Raw genomic sequence first — 21,570 nt, forward strand, 5'->3', positions numbered from 1 at the left:
TGACTATAAATGTATCAATGTGCTCATTGATGACAGGCCGTAGGACACGCCCTACGCATTAATTGGTCAAAATCGCTGCATCCGTCTTGTCGAGCTTGTCTTGTATTAATGGGTCGGACTCAATCACTTGGACTGGCAAGTAACGCAGCTGTAGTTTAATTGGCAAGTAATCGGGAAAGTTTTCCGCCATATCTTTGGTGATAATCGATTCGATTTGACGAACATCGTATGAGCTAGGTGTCGTCTCACCGCGGATGACAGCGCGCACCACTTGGTTTTCAGTGGCAGTGTCAAACTGAGTGTTGGTCAGTACGTTACCTTTATCAATAAAGTAGCTATTAATGGCTTCTTTAACGCTACTTTCAAACACTTGTTGCTTGGCATTGGTTTGTAAATTGATGGTCAAATACGTACCTAAGCCGCCCAGTAGTAATAACGTAATGGCATTGCGCTGCAAAAAAGTCAGATAGGTGTTGGATTTATAATCGTCCTTGACCAAGCGACGAAAACCTAAAACCCACAGTACAAGTGCGTTGGTAAATTGAATCGCAATGATGTTAGTGATGGCAAGTAACAGCGCACCAAACCCAAGCTGAAGCTCGCCATTAGCAAATAAAATACCACTAGCGGCAAGGGGCGGCACCAATGCGGTGGCCACTGCGACGCCGACGACTGCGACTGATAGATGCGGCGAGACCATCGCATAAGCACCAGCCGTACCACCCGCTAGGGCAATCATCAAATCCATAGAAGTCGGCTGCGTACGTGATAAAATCTCTGCCGTTAGTGGTTGGTCTTTATGCAACCAACCAACGATGAAGCCAACCACCAATACCAAAGAGATACCAAGTAGCACGGTAACCAGTGACTTGCGCAGTAGTGGCATACGATGGTCAATAATTGCCAGTGCCACCCCAGTAATAGGGCCTAGCATCATGGCAACCAACATCGCGCCAATAACCACTGCTGCTGAGTTGGTCACCAGTCCATAACTGGCAATGATGGCTGACAGTACATTCATGATGAAATACATTTTACTGGGCAGCGCATTGGCTTCAATTCTTACGCGTACTTCTGGATAATCTACCTTTTGATTACTGAACTGCTCGGCAGCAAATTGCTTATAAGACTCTAGTTTGGCTTCTTTTTCTTTTTTAACCTCATCTTCCTGATTTTCGCTGTTCTCTTTTGAAGGCTTGTCGCTATCTTTATTAGTGTCTGTAATCTCATCGGTTGGCTGCTCGTCTTCGCTAGACGTGTTTGATTCATTTGCTACTTTGTTTGGTTTAGCAGCAGGTATTGTTTCTCTGTTTTCATCTTTATCATTAGAGGTTGCGTGCTCTTTATCTGTTGCTGTTTCTTTTTCGCCAGCTATATTTTGTTGAATTATGCTACTTTTGACGCCACTTTCGTCATTGCTGTCCTCTGCAAGGCTAGTAGGTGCGACGCTAGCAAAAGCCTCTTTAGGCTTCATATCATTATTAGTTGAATCAATCTTATCTGCTTCCACAGTGACTTCAGCATCGGCTTCTTGTTGCGTGGTTTGCTGGATGTTCTTAGTGTCACTGGCTTTTTCAGAGACATCATTCCTTTCAGAGCTTTCAGAGCTTTCAGACATCTCCGAGCTGTCAGAAGTGTCGTTATTGCTAGATGGCTCCTCTTGTATCTTAGCGTCTTTTGTCTCAGCCTCCCTAGGTATTTCCGATTTTAAATCTGTGCTTGCTGCTGATTCAGAATCTGACGTCAAATCTCCATCTTCTGATGGTGCGTCAGGGTCGATAGTCTCGAGCGTCGCAACGACGTCAGGCGCGACTGATTCCATTGTTATTTTACATTCAGGGTGCTGCGCACCTGCTGTCTCTTCATCAAGCAAGCTTTCATCAGATTCCTCAGAAGATTCATTACCCTTAACAGACATATCGTCTGCTATAGATGTCTCAGTTACCGTCTCATTGGATGAGCTGTTCTCCAAAGAATCAGAGTTTTCACTTAAAGCATCACTAGGTGTTTTTTGGTCAGATGAAGTCATAGCAGATAATGTTCTATAGAGGTAAAAGAAAGCCATTATTGTAATGACAAATACAGGGGGGCGTGTGAGTTTTTTGCGACTAAGTAGATGAGTGAACAAGCACGAAGGAGTAGCATGTAAATATATGGCTTTATGAAAACGTAAGCATATATTTTAAAGTTTTCAAACCTAAATCAGTAAAACCTTATATTCAATAAGGTTTTGCCTTCAATAACTTATTATAAAAGGGCTAAAGGTTTATTATAAAGGCTTACTTTTTATGTGGATTTAGTGTATAAAGGAGTTATATCCACAACAAAAATAAGGAGTAATTTATGAACTGGCCATTATTCTCTGTTATATACTCAATTGCCGCCACGGTTACTATTGGCGTTTTTATGATTGGCGCTTTGGTAACGGGCTTTAATGAGATACCTCATATTCAAATAGCAGTTGCTGCAGGCTTTGTGCTTTCTATTCCTGCCGCGCTATTTTTTACCAAAAAAGTTGGCAGCATCACGGGTAATGAAGAAGGTTATAACGCCTAAAAATATGATTTATAGTCTTAGACGAAGGTTTTTTCTGATGCGCGTTGATACTAACAGTAAGAGATATTATCGATAGACAGTGATTGCCCAAGTAAATCATAACGACTATCAGTCCAAAAAAAAGCACCTGTAAAAGTTAAGCAAAAAAAAGACCTTGATTATCAAGGTCTTTTTTTTATCATAAAAAATGGGTGGTGTGTCAAAAAGTATGCTGATTAAAATTTGAACAATTCTTGAAGCTTTGAAAGCCATATAGAATCAGAGAACTTAGCATAGACTTCCTATTGACTTTTAGCGCCAGCATACTTTTTAGAACACCACCAAAAAATGAATTACTTTAGTTCGACGGTTGCGCCATTTTCGATATTGGCATAAACCTCTAACACATCCCAGTTGGTTAAACGTACACAACCCGCTGATGCTTGGCGACTGATGCCTTCAGGCTTCGGTGAACCATGAATACCATATGATGGTTTAGATAAACCCATCCATACCACGCCGACAGGGTTATTCGGACCTGGTGGTAACATGTGCACTTTTTTCTGAGCGCCATCACCGACAGTGGCTTTATACCAAGGCATTTTTACTTTATTAATAATCTTAAAGCTGCCTTGTGGCGATGGTGTAGCATCACTACCAATCGTAGTTGGATAAGTGGCAACCAGTTTATCACCATTATAGGCATATAGCGTTTTGCTTGCTTTATCAGCAACAACACGGTTGATACGCTGGTTAAGCGGACCACGAGTGTTCAATACGGTGATAGTTTCGCCAGCTTTGTACTCTTTGTTTTTATTTAATTTGTCTAAGTAGCGCACGTCCATGTGGAAGCGTTCGCCCAGCATCTCTTTAATATCTTGATAATATAACCCTTTCATTTTTGACTTGGCTTCTGAGCCAGAAGGGGTAGTCGCAAAGTTGGTATTGATATCATCTTCAGTCAGCGTGTAAGTCACCAATACTGGCTTATTAGCTGGAATGTTTTTAATCAAAGCGTTCCAGGTTTTCTGATCCATCTTACCGGTTGCCGGCAAGCCTTTCATGTTCTGAAAGTTGATAAGGGCTTTTTTACTATTCATACCCCAACCGCCATCGATAGGACCAGGAGACGCATGGTTCCAGTCGAGCAATGCTTGCATCTTGATCGTCATTGCTGAGTTGACTTTCATGTTAGGAGACCAGACAGCATCGTTTACTTGTTTGGCATAGTTGGACAAGTTCAGTGTGGTATATCTCTTACCATCTTTGTCTTCGATGTTTTTGATGGTAGGGTCATCACTGAAGTCTTGACGTTTTTCATGATCAGGCAATTCAAAAGAGAGTGGGTCAGAGGAGTCCACAGAGGATACATCGCTAGGAGAGGCAAATGCTTGACCTTCACTGATATCATCAGTGCTGTCAGACTGCTCGTCTTTTAGTGTTAGCTCAGCGGCACTCATATTGTCTGCAGCAGGTGCTTTAGGTTGTGCAGTTGCTGTTTTTTTCTTTGAATCAATCAGCTGAGTCATGCTGTCAGCTGGTTTTTCTTTAGTGACGTTTGACTTGGTAGCACGAGCATCAGTAGCGCTGCTACGATTCTCTTGGACATCGAGGCTTACTTTTTTGGCGATATTAGGCAGTGCGTCAGCGGTGCGTACTGGCAATGTGCGAGTCGTATCAGCTGGCGCGGCAAGCGCACTTACACTAGCGCTAACGACAGCGATAGATATAGCGGTAATAAGAGGTTTTATTGTCATCATATTGAATTACTTGTGGTTGCTACTAATGGGGCTATTATGCGCATAATTTCGATGCTTCGCAAACTTTTGATACATGTTTTTTTATCTTATACTTGCTAAACGTCAACTGCTGACGTATTCACTACAGTTGGGCAATAATTTAGCGAAAATGTGTATAGGGTAATGCTAGATACTTACTGTTTTACTGCTTTTGAAAATGAATCACATCACTTGGTAAGTGTCGGCATATGATTAGTCATGCAAATATTGGCGCTATTTAATGTTTACGTCTATAATAGTGAACGAATTTTTTATTTAATAGATCGGCTTTTATCAGAGGGCGATTTAACCCACCCGCATGTAGTCAGTGAGCATGTAATCAGCAAGGTGCGATATGTCAGAAGATCAAACAATGAGCGCAGAAGAGTTTCAAAATCAATACTTCAATGAAGATGGGTCACAGATCCTAGAGGGCGATATGGAGTATGATTTAGAGGCTGGGCTGCTCGGTGAGCACGATCAGTTTGCCAATTTGCATGCAGAGCTAGAAGAAGCGCGTGAACAGCTAGTCAGTATCCGTGATTTCATTCGTTTTTCAGTCACGCAGCTACGCAACTATGATGTGGTCGTCGCGCAAGGTACTACTGATGAATTTGCAGAAGCGTCTGCTATTGTTTTGCATTCTTTATCTTTGGACTGGTCAGCCAATGAGCAAATCCTCGATTGCCGCCTGACCTCTTCAGAAAAGCAGTTGGTTCTCAGTCTGCTAGAAGAGCGTATCGCTGAGCGTAAACCACTAAGCTATTTGATTAATTTATCCTACTTCTGTGACTTGCCTTTTTATGTCGATGAACGCGTGCTCATCCCACGCTCACCGATAGCGGAATTGATTCGCCAGCAGTTTCATCCGTACTTCGATGTCAATGAGCTTGCCAAGCCACTCGGAATGAATGTCAACGAGCAAACCTCAGTGTTTTATGATCATGGCTTGGATGTCAAACAGTTATCGCAGCCTGAGCGTATTCTAGACTTATGTACAGGTTCTGGTTGTATTGCTATCGCACTGGCGACACGTTTTGTTGATGCGTTGGTTGATGCGGTCGATATTGATAAAGGCGCGCTTGAAGTGGCGATGGTCAACGTTGATCACCATGATCTTGGTCATCAAGTGAATGTGATTGAGTCGGATTTATTTGCGAAGATTCCAAGCGAGCATCAGTATGAGCTCATCGTGACCAATCCGCCATATGTCGATGCTGCTATCATGGCAGACTTGCCACCTGAATTCCTATATGAGCCTGAGCATGCACTGGCTGCAGGTCAAGATGGACTGGACTTAGTACACCGTATTTTATTTGAATCGTCGGACTATTTAAGTCCTGAAGGGTTGCTGATCTGTGAAGTAGGTGATAGCGAATGGGCACTTAAACAAGCTTATCCTGAAATCCAGTTTGATTGGCTGAAATTTGCCCACGGTGGTCATGGTGTCTTTGCGATTACCTATGATGAGCTTGTTGCAAATCGTCAGCTGTTTGCTGCTTATGTACAGTTATTAGATGGTATGCAATAAAACCATCAAGACTGGCACTGAAATTAAAAAATCGACTTCATTTATTTAAGGATAAATATGGCAGGCAATAGTATTGGGCAGGTTTTTACGGTGACAACTTGCGGTGAGTCGCATGGTGCTGGCCTGTTGGCAATCGTCGATGGCGTGCCACCAGGTTTGGCGTTAGCCGCAGACGATTTGCAGGTAGATTTGGACCGCCGCAAACCGGGTACGTCTAAGTACTCAACCCAGCGCCGCGAGTCTGACGAAGTCGAGATTATCTCTGGCGTGTTCGAAGGTAAAACCACTGGTACGTCTATTGGTCTGCTGATTCGTAACACCAACCAAAAATCAAAAGACTATAGCGAGATTAAAGACACTTTTCGCCCAGGTCATGCTGACTATACTTATAGTATGAAGTATGGTTTTCGTGACTATCGCGGTGGCGGGCGCTCATCTGCACGTGAGACGGCGATGCGAGTCGCAGCGGGTGCTATCGCTAAGAAATATCTGCAAGATCGCTTGGGCGTGCAAATCCGTGGTCATGTCACCCAAATTGGCAATGAATATAGTAACGTCACAGACCCCAGCCAAATTGACTGGGATTTTGTGAATAGTAATCCGTTCTTCACTGCTGATAAAGAGGCGGTCGGTCGCTTTGAGACGTTGATAGATAATCTACGCCGAGAAGGGACTAGCTGCGGGGCGAAGCTAGAAGTTATCGCCAGTGGTGTACCGGTCGGACTTGGTGAGCCAGTATTCGATCGCTTAGACGCTGATATTGCCCATGCGATGATGAGTATCAATGCGGTCAAAGGCGTAGAAATTGGTGACGGTATGGCGGTGGCTGGGCAGTTTGGGCATACTTCTCGTGATGAGCTGACCCCAGATGGTTTCACTGCCAATCATGCTGGCGGTATCTTGGGCGGTATCTCGTCAGGACAAGATATCAGTGTCAGTATCGCGCTTAAGCCAACCTCTAGTATTACTACCCCTGGTAAGAGCATAAATACAGATGGTGAAGCAATTGATATGCTAACCAAAGGTCGTCATGATCCTTGCGTTGGTGTACGTGCAACGCCCATTGCAGAAGCCATGCTAGCGATTGTATTGCTCGATCATTATCTGCGTCATCGTGGTCAAAACGGGGATGTTAAGCAACCGGTAGAATCGATTACTTAGAGTCGCCTCAAAGTATATTATAAAGCGATTAGCCCTATATCGTTTCTAATGAAATATTATTAGAAACGATATAGGGCTTTTTTGTGGATGTTTAAGAGGGTAATTATCCAGTCGATGGTTGAGTTCTAGTTGGCAAATTAATAGCAGTCTTAAGCTGCCAATTGATAATCATCAATAGCCACACACTGCTGATGACGAAAAACCAATAATAATTGCTGACTGGGAATGGCCAACCAATGGCCAAATTCAATACTGTCGATGCCTTGATTTAACAAAGTCTGTGCGCAATGCTGGCGGTTCTGACCTAACAAGCTTTTAATAACAATATGTTGCATAGAATTTCTCTCTTAAGTTTTATTTACGAATTTGAATAACGCTATCGTAAAACAAAGAGATAGAAAATATATGTAGGAATGATGGAAAGTTAATGAACTGTAATAAATACTCGTCCTTTTTAATCTTTAGCCAAGGGTAGGGTAATGCTTACCATCACGCCAGAACGTTTAGTGATAGCAGCCTTTCTATCATCGTTAGCATTAACATTACGAATAGCCACATGGCCTCCGTGATGTTCAATCACTTGTTTGACCAAGGTTAAACCAAGACCAGTGCTTTTCTTGAGGGTGCTACTAGACATACTAGGCTGTTCTTGTTCAATGCTTAGTGTTGGGCTCTTATCTGATGAATATTCTGATGACAATTCTGGTAAATGTTCTGCTGAACTGTTAAAAGACTGGCTTTGATGAGATAGGCTGAAATAACGGTCAAAAGCTTTATCAACCGCATAATCAGGCAACAGTTTACCGTCATTAAAGATATCAATGATTACAGTTTGCGCTGTGTTGTGAGTATGGATACTGACAATGCTCTCAGCAAAATGAATGGCATTATCTAACACGTTTTGTAGCACTTGTACCAACCAGAACTGATCGGCGAAAACACTGGTATTTGCCAACACATCTGGCTGTAAATTTGTTGTTTCTGTAAAGTGTTTATTATCAAGATAGATGTCAATAGGTGTTAGATGTTGCTGTTGCAACTTAGCGGCATTGTCTTTTGTTAAGCTTTGAAGTAACGGTAGTAAAGGTGTTAGCTGTCGATTCAGCTTAAAGCTTGGTTGCTCAACCTTGGCAAGTAACAGCAGTCGATCAATCAGCTGCTGCATTTTGATGCTTTGCTCACCAACGGTTCGGATGAGCATCTGCCGATCTTCTTTATCAAGTAAAGTGCCATCAAGTCCATCATCCTCTAGTAGCTCGCTGCTGGCACGAATTGCCGTTAAAGGGCTTTTTAGCTCATGAGTGAGAGTATGGACATAGTCAGTGACATAGGCTCTGTTTTCTAAGCGATATTTCATCGACTCAATAGTATCTGTTAGGCTATTAAGCTCATGACCTAAGTAAAAGTAAGGTTTTTTGGTGTCCTCAGCCAGCGCACTTGTATATTGGGTAACTAGGGTTATGCTTTGCTTAAGCCACCATGCGACCAGCCCTGCTAAGATAAGGGCAACGATACTAATGAGCAAGGCAGTGAAAAGCATGCGATTGCGTGTATTGTCCAGATAAGGCAACACGCTATCGACAGGCTTACCAACACTCACCACCCCGATAAGATTGCCTATCTCATCTTTGATAGGCTGTGCCACATACATGATTGAGCTACCATGTGTGCTATTAATATCTGGAGTACTTCTAACCCCGTATAGTCCTTTTAAAGTGAGATAGACATCATTCCAGCGGCTATAATCTTCACCTTCAGCATTTTTAGACGTTGGCAGTGAGTCATAAATAACCTTACCATCACTATCTGTCACATAGATGCGAAAGCTGCTGCGAGTTTTTTTCTGATGAAGGGGCGCTTTAATGCTATCAAGCGATCTTGAACTAGAGATGTTATTGGCTGGCTTAGTTAAGGTAGGCGTACCGATAAAGGCGCTGTCAAGCTGCTGTTGAAAGCCATCCTCAAACAGCTCGCCTGACTGTAAGGGCAACTGTAGACTTGTAGCGAGCAATCTACTGGTATCTAACAAGGTATCTTCGATGACTTGCTGCGCTGTCGGTTTGACATAACCAAACAGCTGAGTAAACACTACCACACCGCAAAAGATAAGTACTAAAGCGACCGCCAGCCAAATCCTGAAAAAAATACTCAAATTCAGTAATCGTTTAGGCTCAGTCGTTTGTTGAGCAACGCCAATAGGATGCAGTTTTGCATACCAATTGCTTTGATCAGTATGGACGCTTTCATTGGCATGGCTACTAACGTTTTCTTTAGCTTTAGAATTCATATATTTGGAGGTGCTATTTAAAGTTGTAAAATGCCAGTACTAAGTAAGATATAGCTAAGCAGGGCATAATGCATAACCCAATCCGCGATGCGTATGGATGACATCAATGCTTGGGTCAATGGTTGCCAGCTGCTTGCGAATTGACTTGATATGGCTATCTATCGTTCGCGCTAGACGATGATCTGGATAATCGCTCACCGCATTTAACAGCTGTTCACGGCTAAAGACTTGATTGGGTGCTTGTAATAAGGTCAATAAGATTTTGCGTTCTGTATTGCTCAGCTCAAGTTTTTGCTCTTGCCACTTTAAAGAATAATTGAGCGGTTGGTAATGCCAGACACCAGACTGGCACTCAAACGTTAATGCTTGCCCTGACATATTATGAGAAGAGACTGTATTAGATGAGGTGCTAGATGAGAGGCTAGGTGAAGTGTCATCAGTCGCATTATCTGTTGCTGTTGTATGAGCAGCAGTTTGCTCGTACAGTAACTGTTCACGTCGCCAAATGGCTTTTAGGCGGGCGACCAATTCTCTCGGACTAAAAGGCTTGGCGCAATAATCATCACCGCCCATCTCTAAACCTAAAATACGATCGACCTCATCACTACGCGCGGTCAAAAACACTACAGGCACATCTTTTAACGTGCCAATATCAGGCGTATGGCGTATTTGTTGACATAAGCTCAAACCATCACCGTCTGGTAGTCCTACATCCAAAATAATAGCCGATAAATCTTGCGCCTCATTACTATGCAGCATCGGCAGCACGCTACTAGCATTATCTAGCCAAGTGATTTTCCAACCTTCACGCTTGCAAGTAACTTTAAGAGACATGGCAATAGCAGGGTCATCTTCTACCAATAAAATATGGTTCATAAGCTTTATATCGTTATATGGGAAAAGTAATTTGTAGTGAATTGGCGTAAATAATGCTCGTCTATATACGAACATTGAAAAATAATAATAGGGCGTCATAAAGTAGCTAGAGCGCTACATCAAAATTATTAAATTATCGTAGCATAAAAGCATGGTTATATTCTGCCATCTCCTATCAAACGATGTGAAAAATTGATGGAAACTCGATTGGTTAATCCGTGAGTTTTTGATTAGCAGTTTTGCCTAAAGGCTGTAAAATAACGGGCATTATGATAATAAAGAAGAAACTAGAGAGATGGCAAATGTCTCTACTATTGGAAGTATGAGTTTTTTAAATATGTGATTTTCTATAAAAGGAATACAGGAAATATGAATAACTATTTAGATGCAGTCGTTGTTGAACATAATCCATCACAAAAGAAGATAGACAGAGCCGTGATTTGGCTGCATGGCTTGGGTGCTAGCGGTAATGACTTCGAGCCAGTTGTGCCACAGCTAGGTTTAGCGAATGACATGGCAGTACGTTTTATTTTTCCGCATGCGCCGCAGATTCCAGTGACAGTAAATGGTGGTATGGTGATGCCGGCATGGTATGATATTTTGGAGATGAGCCTTGAACGCAAAGTCGATACCGCTCAAATTGAAACATCTTCTCAGCGCATACAGGACTTGATTGAGCGTGAGATTGAGCGTGGCGTGTTGCCTGAGCATATTGTTATTGCTGGGTTCTCACAGGGCGGGGCAGTGGCTTATCATGTGGCGCTCGGCTATCCTAAGCGTTTGGCGGGTTTGATGACATTGTCTACTTATCTCGCGACCAATGATAATATCAATTATAGTGCAGCCAATAAAGACATGCCGATTTTGATTGAACACGGTACTCACGATCCCGTCGTTCCTGTTATATTGGGCGAGCAAGCACAGCAGTTTTTGTCGAATAAAGGGTATAATGTTGACTATAATACTTATCCGATGGCGCATCAGGTGTGTATGCCACAGATTCAAAATATCGGTAAGTGGATGAACAAGGTTTTAGCTTAGCTGATTGAGCTGTAACGTAATGTAATAAGGGCTGTCTATAGGTTGAAAAGCTATCGATAAATCCTATATAATAGTCAGTCTTATTGGGGATGTTCTGGCTTCGACGCTGGTGATGAAACTCAATGATGCATGTCGAGAGTGTATGTCCTCTCGTTAATCAAACATATATTGTTATAGTCGCAAACGACGAAACTTACGCTCTAGCAGCTTAAACCCTGCTTACTTGGTTGCTGATCACCTACAGTTGGTTAACTAAGTTGAAGCGTCCGCATGTAGGCTCGCCACAAGGGATTGTCTCAATCGCTTGGGTTCAAAAGTAGAGAATCGTCCAATCCATCCTGACTGTCGGATCGGTGCGGACTAAAACTAAAGACAGAAACTAAACATGTAGATTCATGAGCGTAATGCTGGCGGACGCGGGTTCAACTCCCGCCATCTCCACCAAACAACGATAAAGGGTAGACCGTCATAGACTGTCTGCCCTTTATTTTGGGCGTTTTTCAGGTTTTAAGTTCTATCTCGTCCTATGGCGTTCCGTATAGAATGTTGGTATTATTGTTGGTATTGAGCAGTACCAACATGGACAATACCAACAAAGGATAGGACCATGCCTTTAACCCATACAGTTATCAATAAGCTACAGCCCAGTAGCACCTCTATTGATACAAAGCGACCAGACAAGCACAGTGATGGTAACGGACTGCAGTTATGGGTTCGTTACACGGGCGTTAAATCATGGATCAGTGCCTACCGTTGGCAAGGTAAACAGCAAACCCTCACTATTGGTACCTATCCAGTAATGAGCCTTCAAAATGCACGCCAGCGTAATATTGAGATTAAACGCTTAATAGCGGATGGTGTGAACCCTAAAGACCATAAGAAAGAGCAGCAAGCCAACCAAGACGGCAAGAAGATATTTGATACAGTCGCCCAAGACTGGTATGCCGAACGTAAGACCTACCTAGCAGAAAGCACCTTCTCTCGTAATTACTCTGCATACATGCGTGATGTTAAGCCTTCTATTGGCCATAAAAATATAGATGATATAACTGCGCCTGATGTCTTAGCTATTGGTAAGGCAGTAGAAGCACGCGGCGCTGGTGAAATGGCGAAGCGTACCATTAGAGAAGTTGGCCAAATATTCAAACACGCCATACGTAATGGACTTGCAATTCATAATCCTGCTACCGACCTAGCAGAGGCTATCAAACCGCGTAAAACCGTGCACCACAGCCGTGTAACCTCTCAACAGCTACCTAAACTACTTCAAGATATTAACGCCTATGACGGTGATTTACTGGTCAAGTTAGGCTTATGGTTTATGTGCTATACCTTTGTTCGTACCAGTGAGCTACGATTCATGGAATGGTCTGAGATTGACTACAAACACGGTCTATGGCGAATACCTGCTGAGAAGATGAAAGCCAGACGTTTACACATTGTGCCATTAGCACCGCAAGCAATGGCGATATTAGAACAGATTAGGGAACTAGGTTTCTCGAATCAATATGTTTTCTTTAATACCTCAACACGTAAGCCATACAGTCAAAATGCTTTCATTACTGCCCTATGGCGAATGGGATATAAAGGGCGTATGACAGGTCACGGCTTCCGCGGTCTTGCCAGCACGACCTTACATGAAAAAGAATTTATGCACGAAGCGATAGAACTACAGTTGGCACACGATAGAGAGAACAAAATCAGCGCAGCTTACAACGGTGCTCAGCACCTACCATACAGAATTGACATGATGCACCAATGGGCAGACTTCATTGATGATGCTTATGCTGGCAAGTTAGATAACGTTATTCATGCCAGTTTCAAACAACAGACACAAAAGCATGGCTAACACCATGTTTTAACCACTTTGCAAGGCTAGGGGTTGCTCCCGAACGACAGGTATTCACACCCTTGAGCTGTCACCGCCTTGCTCCTATTTCAAGCTAAGGGTGTAGGGGTGTGGACCATGGGACTATTGGCTAAAACTATACAGCAAAATAAGAAAAATTTTATAAAGCTATCTGAAGCTATAACCATTGTTGCTAATATTACTAATGATAGTGAAGAAGATGTGGTGCGGTTTTTTCATTGTACTTCCACGCCAATTTATGCGGAATGGCTTGAAGGAATAGAGTTGTTCCGTGACAACGGTTATGGCGGATATTACCCGGGTGGTGAATTTTTAGTAGCAATAGATTATTATTGTGGTGATATTAAGAATTACCATAACTTGCGCGAAGATGAGTTTTTCCGCAGCGCTTATTTGGAAAAAGACAAGTTCTTCAGTAAGGATTTAATTGACATTTTAGGGGTGAGCTTTGAGATAGAAAACTTTGACTTATCAGAAGCAATGCCCAGTTTTGAAAATAAAGAAATAGAAGATATTACTAATAGAAAGATGGAAGATAGGCGCAGAAAATATATTGCTGTAAATGATTTTGTAAACAGTTTGAGCAAAGGTAGTGACTTTAAACAAGGTGGAAGCTTTGGAGCAGGAAATCCATTAAGGGTTGCCATTGAGGGGATACTTGAGAGTATCCCGCTAAATGATATTGGTTTATATAAACTAGAAGGGACAGTGTATTCGTTAGTTTCTCAAGCAGATAAATACAAAAATTCTACCGAGGTATTACGGACTTTTTACGGTGTCCTCGATGATGATCAAACGGGTACAGTGACATCAGATAGGGAGCCATTCAAAGGCTTTTACTTTAAGTATTCAGATGTGGGCTATCTGATTGGTTCGGATTCTAAAGCTATTGAAATAGAAGATACCGAGACACGTACTAATGAAGAGGTGGGTACTAACCAGCTAAAGTATGACGATGAAGTTAGTGATCAAACCGTTGAAAAACTTAAAAAGATGACGGCAGACTATGAAGATCTTAAGTTGAAGTATGAAGAGCTTGAAAGGCAGAACAAAGGTCCTTTTGATAAGATTGAGCAGCACAAACAAGATAATAGTGAGGAGTTAAGACAACATTGGGAATCTGAAAGCATAAAACATAAATCTAAAATAGAAGAGCTTGAGACTGTAATAAAAGGATTTAGTGATATCGAAACATTAAGTCAGGATGGCGATTGGCAACTATACAATTGGAAGTCCATGGATGAAAATCAATATCCGCCTGAGTTACATTTAGTGATCGAAATTTGGAAAAGGTATTACAAAGCTAGTGATACAGAAGATATTACACGATTTAATACTCATAAGTTTAATCGAATAACTAAAGAGTTAAATTTAAAGGATGGCAAGTTAAAAAGTAGAATTAGATCAGTATTAACTCCTTTAAAGAGTAAAAAGACCTCGACCCCCCTTCTTGTTACTTTAAGAGATGTTGACATCCTTTATAACGATAAAATGATTGATTAAACAAGGTGGCACCTTAAGCGGCCACCCTAAAGTATGCTATAGGATTTAGATGCACTCAAGTTTGAGCACAACTATTTAATTGTCCTCAGGGTTGAGGGTGTCTATTTAGGTGTCCCCAAATTTGGGGACACCTATTCCTTATCATAATACTTGTCGTTACAAACCCAAAAGAAAGGTGAGCTTAAATGCTCGCCTTTTTTATTGTCAAAAATTCAACTCATACAAAAATAGCATTCTATCTATTTGGGATGAATTGGCATGCTAATTAGGGTGCTATTTGAGCAGGGTGCCACCCTACGCCAACGGTATTACTTTAAGCCGCCACTATTGCCTACCACCATACCTCTAGTACTAGCATAACCATGTAAGTCGCCACATCACGTTGCGACACGTAACCCACCGATACGGAGTTATAAACATGACTATCACAGACACGCCAGTTATCCCTTTCACTTCTAATAACGTAGGTAGTGCTGAACAAGAGGCAGGAAACAGCCCTCTTAAACACTTACCTCCTCAGGGAATGAGCCGAGCCAGCCAGCTCTTGCCCTTTGTACCTTTTAGCAAAACCACACTTTTCGAGTGGTCGAAAGACGGACGTTTTCCAGCACCTGTTAAATTATCTTCAACTATGACCGCATGGCGTAATAGTGAGGTCATCGCATGGCTTGAAGGCCAATCGGCAGACGCAGAAGGGGTGTAACAATGATTGCTCCACGGCAGACAGTAACAACAACACAAACAGACACTATCAAAGCGCACCTTATGACTGGTGCAAGCATATCGACATGGCAGGCTTACGAGAGCTACCAAACTACATGCCTTGCCCAACGCGTCCATGATCTGCGAAAAATCGGTATGGAAATACAGAGTAAGTCCACTGTCAAAAATGGTAAACGATTTAACCTCTACTGGTTAGAGGAAAAAGAGCGTGCCCGGTACGTGAGCGGTAAGGTTATTACGCCTACCGATGTTCGCGGAACGGGCGACGGCGTTGATGCCAGAACACTTGCTAACAACGGAGTATGGGTGTCGAATGACTATATCGATAACCTATTAAGCACCTTAACCACGTGCGCCAAGAATATCAACCTAATGGCAAAATTTGCCGACGTAGAGGATGCCGAAGAAGGCAATAAGATTAATAACTACTCGATGGAAGTGTCGGATATCGCCATGAGCGTCTCGCAGGCATCCTCGAGTGTTGGACCGCACCCTACCAGCGCCGATATTATTGGCATATGGCTTACGCATGAATTCCTTAAGCAGGTAAAGCTATCTATTGATGGTAGCGCGCGCAGCTTGGGTGCAATGGTCATAAAGTCTCGGCTTACCGATGCTGGCATGAATGATGGTGCCAGTGAGTCGTCAATGCGATTGGCTGAAATAAGCGCAAGCATAGAGGAGTTGATCACCAATGAGTAATTGCATCAAAATTGATATAAAACCTAACCACGGCTCAAATTATAGCTATAAACACTCAAATTTGAGTATTAATGATATGAATTTGATACTTGTTGATAGTATTTCGAGTGCAATTGATAAGATGAAAGACACTACAGCAAGCATAACTTTAGGGCTGCTATTTTCTGATGTAACACCGGTTATTACCCACTTATTTGATTTTAGCGATTGTAGAAAACAATGCTTTACAAGTCATGACAACAAGCGTTATTATAGACCTACTACTAAACTAATAGCGGTTAAGCCAAGCCGTCATACATTGGCTATTTTTGTGCCTATAATTTGCCTGACCACTAATCAGCAAATGAATAAGGGCATAAATAAAAATAAGTCTGCATTGCAGGCACGTCATAAATATAGCACTGTCGAAAGTGCGAACATCTATGACGGGTTGATAGAGCCTAATACAATAGCCTTCGTGGTGAATAAGCTCAACCGTCTATTAGCGGTAGTTAAGACCCGTCGCCCTTTTTTTATGGGTGACCACAAACTAACTAATCTAATAGGAGCTATCCATAATGGGTAATTCGAACACTACTGCATCAAACAAAACCTCTAAAATTACCACTACTCCAAAAATTGCCCCAACTGCCAATCAAATAACCTTTGATATTGGTGATGCTGTGCTGTGTCCGTCTGTTGGCGATGGTCTTTACACACTATTCAACGACAAAGAGAATGGTTGCTTGTGCTTTACCACTAATAGCAAAACATACCACTATAGGTCTGATGGCAAGGTCAGCCGTGATGACAACACTCCTTCTTTATTTCATAACACCCCAGCGAACCGCCAAGCGATAGCTACGCTATATAACGACGATCCACTACCAAAAAAAACCACCGAAACCAATGATATTACTCTGCCAGTTGAAACGCTAAAAAGCATTGCTAGTGAAATGGATGGCGCGAGCCAAGCCTTGCATGATGTGGGTCTACTGTTAAATATGATTTATCGAGAAAAGATAAATCCTCGTCAAGCCATCGCGCTGGCACGCTTATCACACGACTCCACCAACGTATGGTCCGAGATTTTATATGACACCTTGGAGTCGGTTAATAACACCATATCGTCTGTCAGCACTGCTAGTGTAGGGGTGTAACCATGAAAAACAGTTACCCACCACCGAAGCAGAGCCGTCGGCGCGCTAAGCGTAAAAATCACTATACGAAGTACCAATCTTCGCGTAAGCCTTCCAAAAAAAGCCGCAAGCATGGAGGGAGTGATGACTACCGCACCGCGTAAAACTAACAGCCACAAAAAAGCCCAAGCGATTCGCTCAGGCTTCTTGGAACTGATAAATACTTTTTTGCTAACTCCACAGCAAGGATTAGCGACATCATTCATGTCAGTGGTTAATAACCACACCGAAGATAATAGCATAACTGTCTGCGATACAACATCCGTTCAAGCAACTAAATGCGATAAATCAAAAAGCTTACGGCCCGCTAATCGATGGAGGGCTGAGTAATGAGCGACGACAAACAGAAAAACGAAGGTGAGGGCTTATACCAGTCGAAGCGGCATAAATGCCCTAACGGTATGATTGATGACGAAAGACAAGAGCTACTAAACAATGATTTCACAAGAGTGCCAAATATAATTTTTCAGATGCAGAAGGTTCTGAAAAATGGAAGTGTCTACGCCTGTCTTCAATTTATTTGGTGTAAAACTGGTGGTTGGGGTCGCAATAAGGACACGATTTCCTACTCACAATTTGTTAACGATAAGCGATACGGTACTGGGTTAAGTCTAAAAACAATACGCAGATCAGTAGAAAAACTAGCTGATTTAGGCGTGGTAACTATGTCACCAAGTTTTAATAATATGCATGAATTCTCACTAAATATTTCTAGAATCAGAGATTTAGTAGGCGAACAAGAGTGGTCAAATAGACCACCCTTAGAGAATGAAAGCATGGTCAATTTGTCCCAAAGCATGGTCAGTTTGTCCGAAGGTGTGGTCAATTTGTCTGACAAGCATGGACAATCTGACCACCACATAAGAACTACTACACAAGAACTATTACATAAGAATACTAGTGATAGTGATGAGGTTGAAAAAGATGAGCCTAAAAAGATTGATATATTAACCGAACAAGCAAGATCCCTAGTTGACTATTGGAATAATAATCACGGTAAAAATAAATCAGCAGACGTGAAACCTAGTGTTTGGTTAGACAAGGTAAAAGCGAGACTTAAAAAGTTTTCTTCAGATGAAGTTAAGTTAGCAATGCTTAGTGTGATTCAAAGTTCATGGCATCAGCAAAATGGTCAAGTATTGATTAAGAACGCAATCAGCAGTGACCAACGATGTGATGAAGCAATATCTCGCTACCACCAGTCACGTCCAATAAGTTATCAGGGGAATAATCATGCGAACAATCAATCAGCTAACAGCCAGCATCAGCAATTCGACACTAGCACCACAGCAGGCTATGCAGCCAAGCTCGATGCAGATGCAGAACGATACTATGCAGAGCAAGCAAGAGCCCAGCAATCAATTAACGGAAGCATTGAGAACGCTTTTTAAACAATGGAAAGCGTGGTTTAAAAACAAGATGAAAACCCGTGAAGATGATTTTGACTGGTCCTTCGATATGGTTTTAGTTTGGGCTCGTTACTTAACCATGAAAGCCATTACCCAAACTGAATTTAATAAAGCTAGTGAATTATCGTTTGATGAAGATTGGGTACCAAGTAATGCTAAAGAATTTTTGGCACTAGCACGAGTACAGAAAGCCAGTGAATATCCATCAGCACATGCAGCCTTTGACAATGCATGCAACCAATGTGGATTGATTGAGGATAAATATGTTAAGCGCCAGTGGCTGCATGCAGTGGTCCTAGAGACAGCAAACCGTATTGGCTGGGGAAAGCTTAAAAACGCTAATGAGTATTTTCTAAAGACATTCACATGTGTGTATGAGCAAGTGATTAGTGAGCATCAGAATGGGTCCACGTTCGTTATCCCTAAGTCACATCAAGTTAAGTATGAGCGCACCGTGGTTAAGCCTGGTAGTGAGGCAGATAGGAATATTAGTGAGAAGTTGGCGAAGTTACGGAGGGTTGTATGAAACATCTGGCATGGCCAACTACTTTGAACGTACCGATACATAAATGATTAAGGGCTCCTCATGAAGATTATAAAATTCAATAAAAGAGAATACGAAGTTGTCAGTTCATGTGAACACGCCCGCATAAATATCGACAGGGCTACTAGAACGATAAGGTGTATGGTTTGCTTTGAACTATTAGACCCTTTCACTACAGCGATTGAGTATGTGGATGGGCTTGATGAGTACAAGGAAAGGCTAGATGCGTATCGAGAAGACTTGATTCGAGAGAAGGCCTGCAATAAGTTACTTGCTCGCAAGCTTAAGAATCGCAAAAGAACCAAGTGTGATCATTGCGACAAGATGACAAGCATCAAGGTAAAAGAACCAACGCTTTTGGAAGTTCGTGCAGAAGTAGAAGGGGATGAAAAGTGATTAGTGTAATAAAGACAAGGTTTGGCGAAAGTCCGTCCTTAGAACTAACCAATGGGGAGTGGCTGAAAAATGGTATGGGCGCTAAAACTGCCAACCTTAATGGCGGTCATGGCGGATTGTCTGCTGAAGTAAGTTGGGAGGACAAAGAGGCATCTGTTGCTATGATCGACGACAAGCCAGCTAAATCGCTGACAAGTATATTGGTATGGGGTGAGGACCCTAATTGGGATTGGTCACGCCATTTTCATGAGGTGGTCTATTATTTAGCGGCTAACATGATGAGGCGTTGCAAGGAAGACGGTCGCAAAGCACCGCAGGCATGTACCCATAGCCTGACGGAGCTGGCATGGCTGATGGCGCGTATGGTATTACATTTTGAATTGTACGATTTGTGGGATACCTATACGGTTAAAGGTCGCTTGCGGTTCTCAGGCATTGCAGTCAATTCAAACACGTACACTAATGTATGGCTGACCTATCAAAAGCAGATGACCCACGATTTATTTAGTATGGTTAGCAAGGCTGATTATTGTGTCAGTTCGTACCGAAGACAGTTAGATGATATGCAATAGTTGATACTGCTTGACCCATGCGCCCCGAATGGGGTAGTATTTGTCATACTGGCTTCAGTTGTAAGTAGAGCCGAAGAAATACAAGGCGATAGCTTAATGCTCTCGTCTTTTTTTGTGCCTACGTTTTGCCCGTTATGTGATTATCCATAACGGGCTTTTTTACATCTGCAATTTGACGAGCGCTGCTATGTGCGAGCTGACCAACCAACAGGCCTATGATTACTATAAAGAGTTGAAGGAGCCCAGCGCTAAAGACTATTGGCTTAACTTCTTGCAAGACAGAGTGAATAGAGGTGGTAAAGACGCCAAGGGTGCACAAAAACAGATTGATAAGATTGAGTCTTATAAGTAATTATGGGCCCATAGCTTAAAGGTAAAGCAACCGACTCATAATCGGCAGATTGAAGGTTCGAAACCGTCTGGGCCCACCATATTGAATAACCAGTTTACTCTCCTTGATTGGTCAGGGCATTTTTTCATATGAGGTAATAAGCGATGGCACTTAAAGCACTAAAGCCAAGGCTTGGCGAGCTAGGCGCAAAAGCTTTAATTGATAATCACCAGCCAAAATCAAGATGGGGTGAGAGCCGAGGGCACTCGTGGACCAAGCTCAGACGAGTAGTATTAGAGCGCGATAGGTTTACGTGCCAGCATTGCCATAGAGTGGGCGGCAACTTAGAGTGTGACCATATTGTCAATGAAGCGAAAGGCGGCACTAACGAGCTAAGAAACTTGCAGACATTGTGCAGAGAGTGTCATAAGGTCAAAACACAGCAAGAAAGCATCGATGGAATGTATGGCGTGGTTAAAGATTGAGTTATTTAGGTTAAATTATCGATGATGGTTGTTAAAAGAGGTGGGGGGAGGGTTAATTGTTTTCGGCGGGAAGCCCCAAAAGAGCTCCCTCCATCACACGCTTAAAAAAAATCTCAGTTTGCGGGATATGTTAAAGCTTGCCGAGAAAAGTTAAAGGAGGTCCTGATGGCGCTCACGCTAAAAAAAAGATTATATGCTGACGCTATCATGGACGGCGAAACTAAAGCCGCCGCTGCTGAAATTGCAGGGTACTCAAAGGCTACAGCCTCGCAAGCGGGTTCAAGATTATTCAAAGATGAAGATATAATTCAGTATATCGAAACTAAGACTTCGGAGAAAAAGCAGGTCGAAGTTGGCGCGGTACATGTTAAAGGAAATGTGGTTGATCCTAGAGAGGCGCTGCTGCAATTACTAAACGACCCAGACCCAAAAATTGTACTAAGTGCAGCCAGCACACTGATGCCATATATGTACGCAAGAATTGCGCCGGCTGGTAAAAAAGTAGTCGAGAAAGAACAGGCCATCGAAGCAACCAAGAGTGGCAGGTTTGCAACACTCGGTCAGCAGTCGGACAAAATACAATAAGGATTGACTATGGTTGATGTAGGTAGCTTCTGGTTTAACAGTCTACTTAATACTGAGGTTGTT

Annotated in this window: 22 protein-coding genes, 1 tRNA gene and 1 other RNA gene; 19 read left to right on the top strand and 5 right to left on the bottom strand. The window is 42.5% G+C overall.

Annotation, left to right across the window (positions count from 1 at the left end):
* Nucleotides 1-58: 58 nt before the first annotated feature.
* A complete protein-coding gene (locus tag QL919_RS02830; RefSeq protein ID WP_290188081.1) occupies nt 59-2,029 on the bottom strand; it encodes a TIGR00341 family protein in 1,971 nt (656 codons plus the stop codon).
* A gap of 314 nt (nt 2,030-2,343) precedes the next feature.
* Here QL919_RS02830 and QL919_RS02835 point away from each other — a divergent pair, with 314 nt between their 5' ends.
* Entirely contained in the window at nt 2,344-2,556 is a 213-nt protein-coding gene (locus QL919_RS02835) for a hypothetical protein (protein ID WP_290188082.1), read from the top strand.
* A 332-nt stretch (nt 2,557-2,888) separates the two neighbouring features.
* Here the strand turns inward: QL919_RS02835 and QL919_RS02840 are convergent, their stop codons facing one another.
* On the bottom strand, nt 2,889-4,295 hold the full coding sequence (locus QL919_RS02840) for a L,D-transpeptidase family protein (RefSeq protein WP_290188083.1): 1,407 nt from the start codon (nt 4,293-4,295) through the stop codon (nt 2,889-2,891).
* Between the two features lie 373 nt (nt 4,296-4,668).
* On the opposite strand from QL919_RS02840, the gene prmB reads away from it, so the two are divergent.
* Both prmB and aroC read left to right on the top strand, forming a co-directional pair.
* Entirely contained in the window at nt 4,669-5,844 is a 1,176-nt protein-coding gene (gene prmB / locus QL919_RS02845) for a 50S ribosomal protein L3 N(5)-glutamine methyltransferase (protein WP_290188084.1), read from the top strand.
* A 57-nt stretch (nt 5,845-5,901) separates the two neighbouring features.
* Nucleotides 5,902-7,005, top strand: a complete 1,104-nt coding sequence (aroC, locus tag QL919_RS02850) for a chorismate synthase (RefSeq protein ID WP_290188085.1) — start codon at nt 5,902-5,904, stop codon at nt 7,003-7,005.
* Nucleotides 7,006-7,154: 149 nt separating this feature from the next.
* Here aroC and QL919_RS02855 read toward each other — a convergent pair whose 3' ends face one another.
* From QL919_RS02855 to QL919_RS02865, 3 genes are all read right to left on the bottom strand, one after another.
* A complete protein-coding gene (locus QL919_RS02855) occupies nt 7,155-7,340 on the bottom strand; it encodes a hypothetical protein (protein WP_290188086.1) in 186 nt (61 codons plus the stop codon).
* A 119-nt stretch (nt 7,341-7,459) separates the two neighbouring features.
* The gene (creC, locus tag QL919_RS02860; protein WP_290188087.1) at nt 7,460-9,292 is read right to left on the bottom strand and encodes a two-component system sensor histidine kinase CreC; all 1,833 of its coding nucleotides are present in this window, start codon (nt 9,290-9,292) and stop codon (nt 7,460-7,462) included.
* Between the two features lie 54 nt (nt 9,293-9,346).
* A complete protein-coding gene (locus QL919_RS02865) occupies nt 9,347-10,168 on the bottom strand; it encodes a response regulator (protein ID WP_290188088.1) in 822 nt (273 codons plus the stop codon).
* A 369-nt stretch (nt 10,169-10,537) separates the two neighbouring features.
* Between QL919_RS02865 and QL919_RS02870 the strand changes: the two genes are divergently transcribed.
* The 16 genes from QL919_RS02870 to QL919_RS02945 all read left to right on the top strand — a co-directional run bounded on the left by QL919_RS02870 (nt 10,538) and on the right by QL919_RS02945 (nt 21,507).
* Nucleotides 10,538-11,209 (top strand): dienelactone hydrolase family protein, encoded by a 672-nt coding sequence (locus QL919_RS02870; RefSeq protein ID WP_290188089.1) that lies wholly within the window; start codon nt 10,538-10,540, stop codon nt 11,207-11,209.
* Between the two features lie 85 nt (nt 11,210-11,294).
* Nucleotides 11,295-11,653, top strand: a transfer-messenger RNA (tmRNA) gene (gene ssrA, locus QL919_RS02875).
* 163 nt (nt 11,654-11,816) lie between these two features.
* The gene (locus QL919_RS02880) at nt 11,817-13,058 is read left to right on the top strand and encodes an integrase arm-type DNA-binding domain-containing protein (RefSeq protein ID WP_290188090.1); all 1,242 of its coding nucleotides are present in this window, start codon (nt 11,817-11,819) and stop codon (nt 13,056-13,058) included.
* Between the two features lie 117 nt (nt 13,059-13,175).
* Nucleotides 13,176-14,582 carry a hypothetical protein gene (locus tag QL919_RS02885; RefSeq protein WP_290188091.1) on the top strand — a complete coding sequence of 469 codons (1,407 nt, stop codon included), beginning with the start codon at nt 13,176-13,178 and terminating at the stop codon, nt 14,580-14,582.
* A 418-nt stretch (nt 14,583-15,000) separates the two neighbouring features.
* A complete protein-coding gene (locus tag QL919_RS02890) occupies nt 15,001-15,285 on the top strand; it encodes an AlpA family phage regulatory protein (protein WP_290188092.1) in 285 nt (94 codons plus the stop codon).
* 2 nt (nt 15,286-15,287) lie between these two features.
* Nucleotides 15,288-16,007 (top strand): helix-turn-helix domain-containing protein, encoded by a 720-nt coding sequence (locus QL919_RS02895; protein WP_290188093.1) that lies wholly within the window; start codon nt 15,288-15,290, stop codon nt 16,005-16,007.
* Nucleotides 16,000-16,572, top strand: a complete 573-nt coding sequence (locus QL919_RS02900) for a hypothetical protein (protein WP_290188094.1) — start codon at nt 16,000-16,002, stop codon at nt 16,570-16,572. The genes QL919_RS02895 and QL919_RS02900 overlap by 8 nt, the downstream gene beginning before the upstream one ends.
* On the top strand, nt 16,565-17,146 hold the full coding sequence (locus QL919_RS02905) for a hypothetical protein (RefSeq protein WP_290188095.1): 582 nt from the start codon (nt 16,565-16,567) through the stop codon (nt 17,144-17,146). The genes QL919_RS02900 and QL919_RS02905 overlap by 8 nt, the downstream gene beginning before the upstream one ends.
* Before the next feature lie 368 nt (nt 17,147-17,514).
* Nucleotides 17,515-18,576: a hypothetical protein gene (locus tag QL919_RS02910; protein WP_290188096.1), complete on the top strand. Its 1,062-nt coding sequence runs from the start codon at nt 17,515-17,517 to the stop codon at nt 18,574-18,576.
* A 28-nt stretch (nt 18,577-18,604) separates the two neighbouring features.
* The gene (locus tag QL919_RS02915; protein WP_290188097.1) at nt 18,605-19,120 is read left to right on the top strand and encodes a hypothetical protein; all 516 of its coding nucleotides are present in this window, start codon (nt 18,605-18,607) and stop codon (nt 19,118-19,120) included.
* A gap of 60 nt (nt 19,121-19,180) precedes the next feature.
* A complete protein-coding gene (locus QL919_RS02920) occupies nt 19,181-19,534 on the top strand; it encodes a hypothetical protein (RefSeq protein WP_290188098.1) in 354 nt (117 codons plus the stop codon).
* A complete protein-coding gene (locus QL919_RS02925) occupies nt 19,531-20,106 on the top strand; it encodes a hypothetical protein (RefSeq protein ID WP_290188099.1) in 576 nt (191 codons plus the stop codon). The genes QL919_RS02920 and QL919_RS02925 overlap by 4 nt, the downstream gene beginning before the upstream one ends.
* A 187-nt stretch (nt 20,107-20,293) precedes the next feature.
* Complete coding sequence (locus tag QL919_RS02930; protein WP_290188100.1) at nt 20,294-20,458, top strand: hypothetical protein; 165 nt, start codon at nt 20,294-20,296, stop codon at nt 20,456-20,458.
* Between the two features lie 4 nt (nt 20,459-20,462).
* Nucleotides 20,463-20,537 (top strand) — tRNA-Ile (locus QL919_RS02935).
* Between the two features lie 64 nt (nt 20,538-20,601).
* Nucleotides 20,602-20,922 (top strand): HNH endonuclease, encoded by a 321-nt coding sequence (locus tag QL919_RS02940; RefSeq protein WP_290188101.1) that lies wholly within the window; start codon nt 20,602-20,604, stop codon nt 20,920-20,922.
* A 165-nt stretch (nt 20,923-21,087) separates the two neighbouring features.
* The gene (locus QL919_RS02945) at nt 21,088-21,507 is read left to right on the top strand and encodes a terminase small subunit (RefSeq protein ID WP_290188102.1); all 420 of its coding nucleotides are present in this window, start codon (nt 21,088-21,090) and stop codon (nt 21,505-21,507) included.
* Nucleotides 21,508-21,570: the final 63 nt, after the last annotated feature.

The organism is Psychrobacter sp. APC 3426, from assembly GCF_030408035.1.
Taxonomy (GTDB): Bacteria; Pseudomonadota; Gammaproteobacteria; order Pseudomonadales; family Moraxellaceae; genus Psychrobacter.

Coding starts and splice junctions, on each gene's coding strand:
- QL919_RS02830 (WP_290188081.1), bottom strand. CDS start 2,029: ATGACTTCATCTGACCAAAAAACACCTAGTGATGCTTTAAGTGAAAAC.
- QL919_RS02835 (WP_290188082.1), top strand. CDS start 2,344: ATGAACTGGCCATTATTCTCTGTTATATACTCAATTGCCGCCACGGTT.
- QL919_RS02840 (WP_290188083.1), bottom strand. CDS start 4,295: ATGATGACAATAAAACCTCTTATTACCGCTATATCTATCGCTGTCGTT.
- prmB (WP_290188084.1), top strand. CDS start 4,669: ATGTCAGAAGATCAAACAATGAGCGCAGAAGAGTTTCAAAATCAATAC.
- aroC (WP_290188085.1), top strand. CDS start 5,902: ATGGCAGGCAATAGTATTGGGCAGGTTTTTACGGTGACAACTTGCGGT.
- QL919_RS02855 (WP_290188086.1), bottom strand. CDS start 7,340: ATGCAACATATTGTTATTAAAAGCTTGTTAGGTCAGAACCGCCAGCAT.
- creC (WP_290188087.1), bottom strand. CDS start 9,292: ATGAATTCTAAAGCTAAAGAAAACGTTAGTAGCCATGCCAATGAAAGC.
- QL919_RS02865 (WP_290188088.1), bottom strand. CDS start 10,168: ATGAACCATATTTTATTGGTAGAAGATGACCCTGCTATTGCCATGTCT.
- QL919_RS02870 (WP_290188089.1), top strand. CDS start 10,538: ATGAATAACTATTTAGATGCAGTCGTTGTTGAACATAATCCATCACAA.
- QL919_RS02880 (WP_290188090.1), top strand. CDS start 11,817: ATGCCTTTAACCCATACAGTTATCAATAAGCTACAGCCCAGTAGCACC.
- QL919_RS02885 (WP_290188091.1), top strand. CDS start 13,176: ATGGGACTATTGGCTAAAACTATACAGCAAAATAAGAAAAATTTTATA.
- QL919_RS02890 (WP_290188092.1), top strand. CDS start 15,001: ATGACTATCACAGACACGCCAGTTATCCCTTTCACTTCTAATAACGTA.
- QL919_RS02895 (WP_290188093.1), top strand. CDS start 15,288: ATGATTGCTCCACGGCAGACAGTAACAACAACACAAACAGACACTATC.
- QL919_RS02900 (WP_290188094.1), top strand. CDS start 16,000: ATGAGTAATTGCATCAAAATTGATATAAAACCTAACCACGGCTCAAAT.
- QL919_RS02905 (WP_290188095.1), top strand. CDS start 16,565: ATGGGTAATTCGAACACTACTGCATCAAACAAAACCTCTAAAATTACC.
- QL919_RS02910 (WP_290188096.1), top strand. CDS start 17,515: ATGAGCGACGACAAACAGAAAAACGAAGGTGAGGGCTTATACCAGTCG.
- QL919_RS02915 (WP_290188097.1), top strand. CDS start 18,605: ATGAAAACCCGTGAAGATGATTTTGACTGGTCCTTCGATATGGTTTTA.
- QL919_RS02920 (WP_290188098.1), top strand. CDS start 19,181: ATGAAGATTATAAAATTCAATAAAAGAGAATACGAAGTTGTCAGTTCA.
- QL919_RS02930 (WP_290188100.1), top strand. CDS start 20,294: ATGTGCGAGCTGACCAACCAACAGGCCTATGATTACTATAAAGAGTTG.
- QL919_RS02940 (WP_290188101.1), top strand. CDS start 20,602: ATGGCACTTAAAGCACTAAAGCCAAGGCTTGGCGAGCTAGGCGCAAAA.
- QL919_RS02945 (WP_290188102.1), top strand. CDS start 21,088: ATGGCGCTCACGCTAAAAAAAAGATTATATGCTGACGCTATCATGGAC.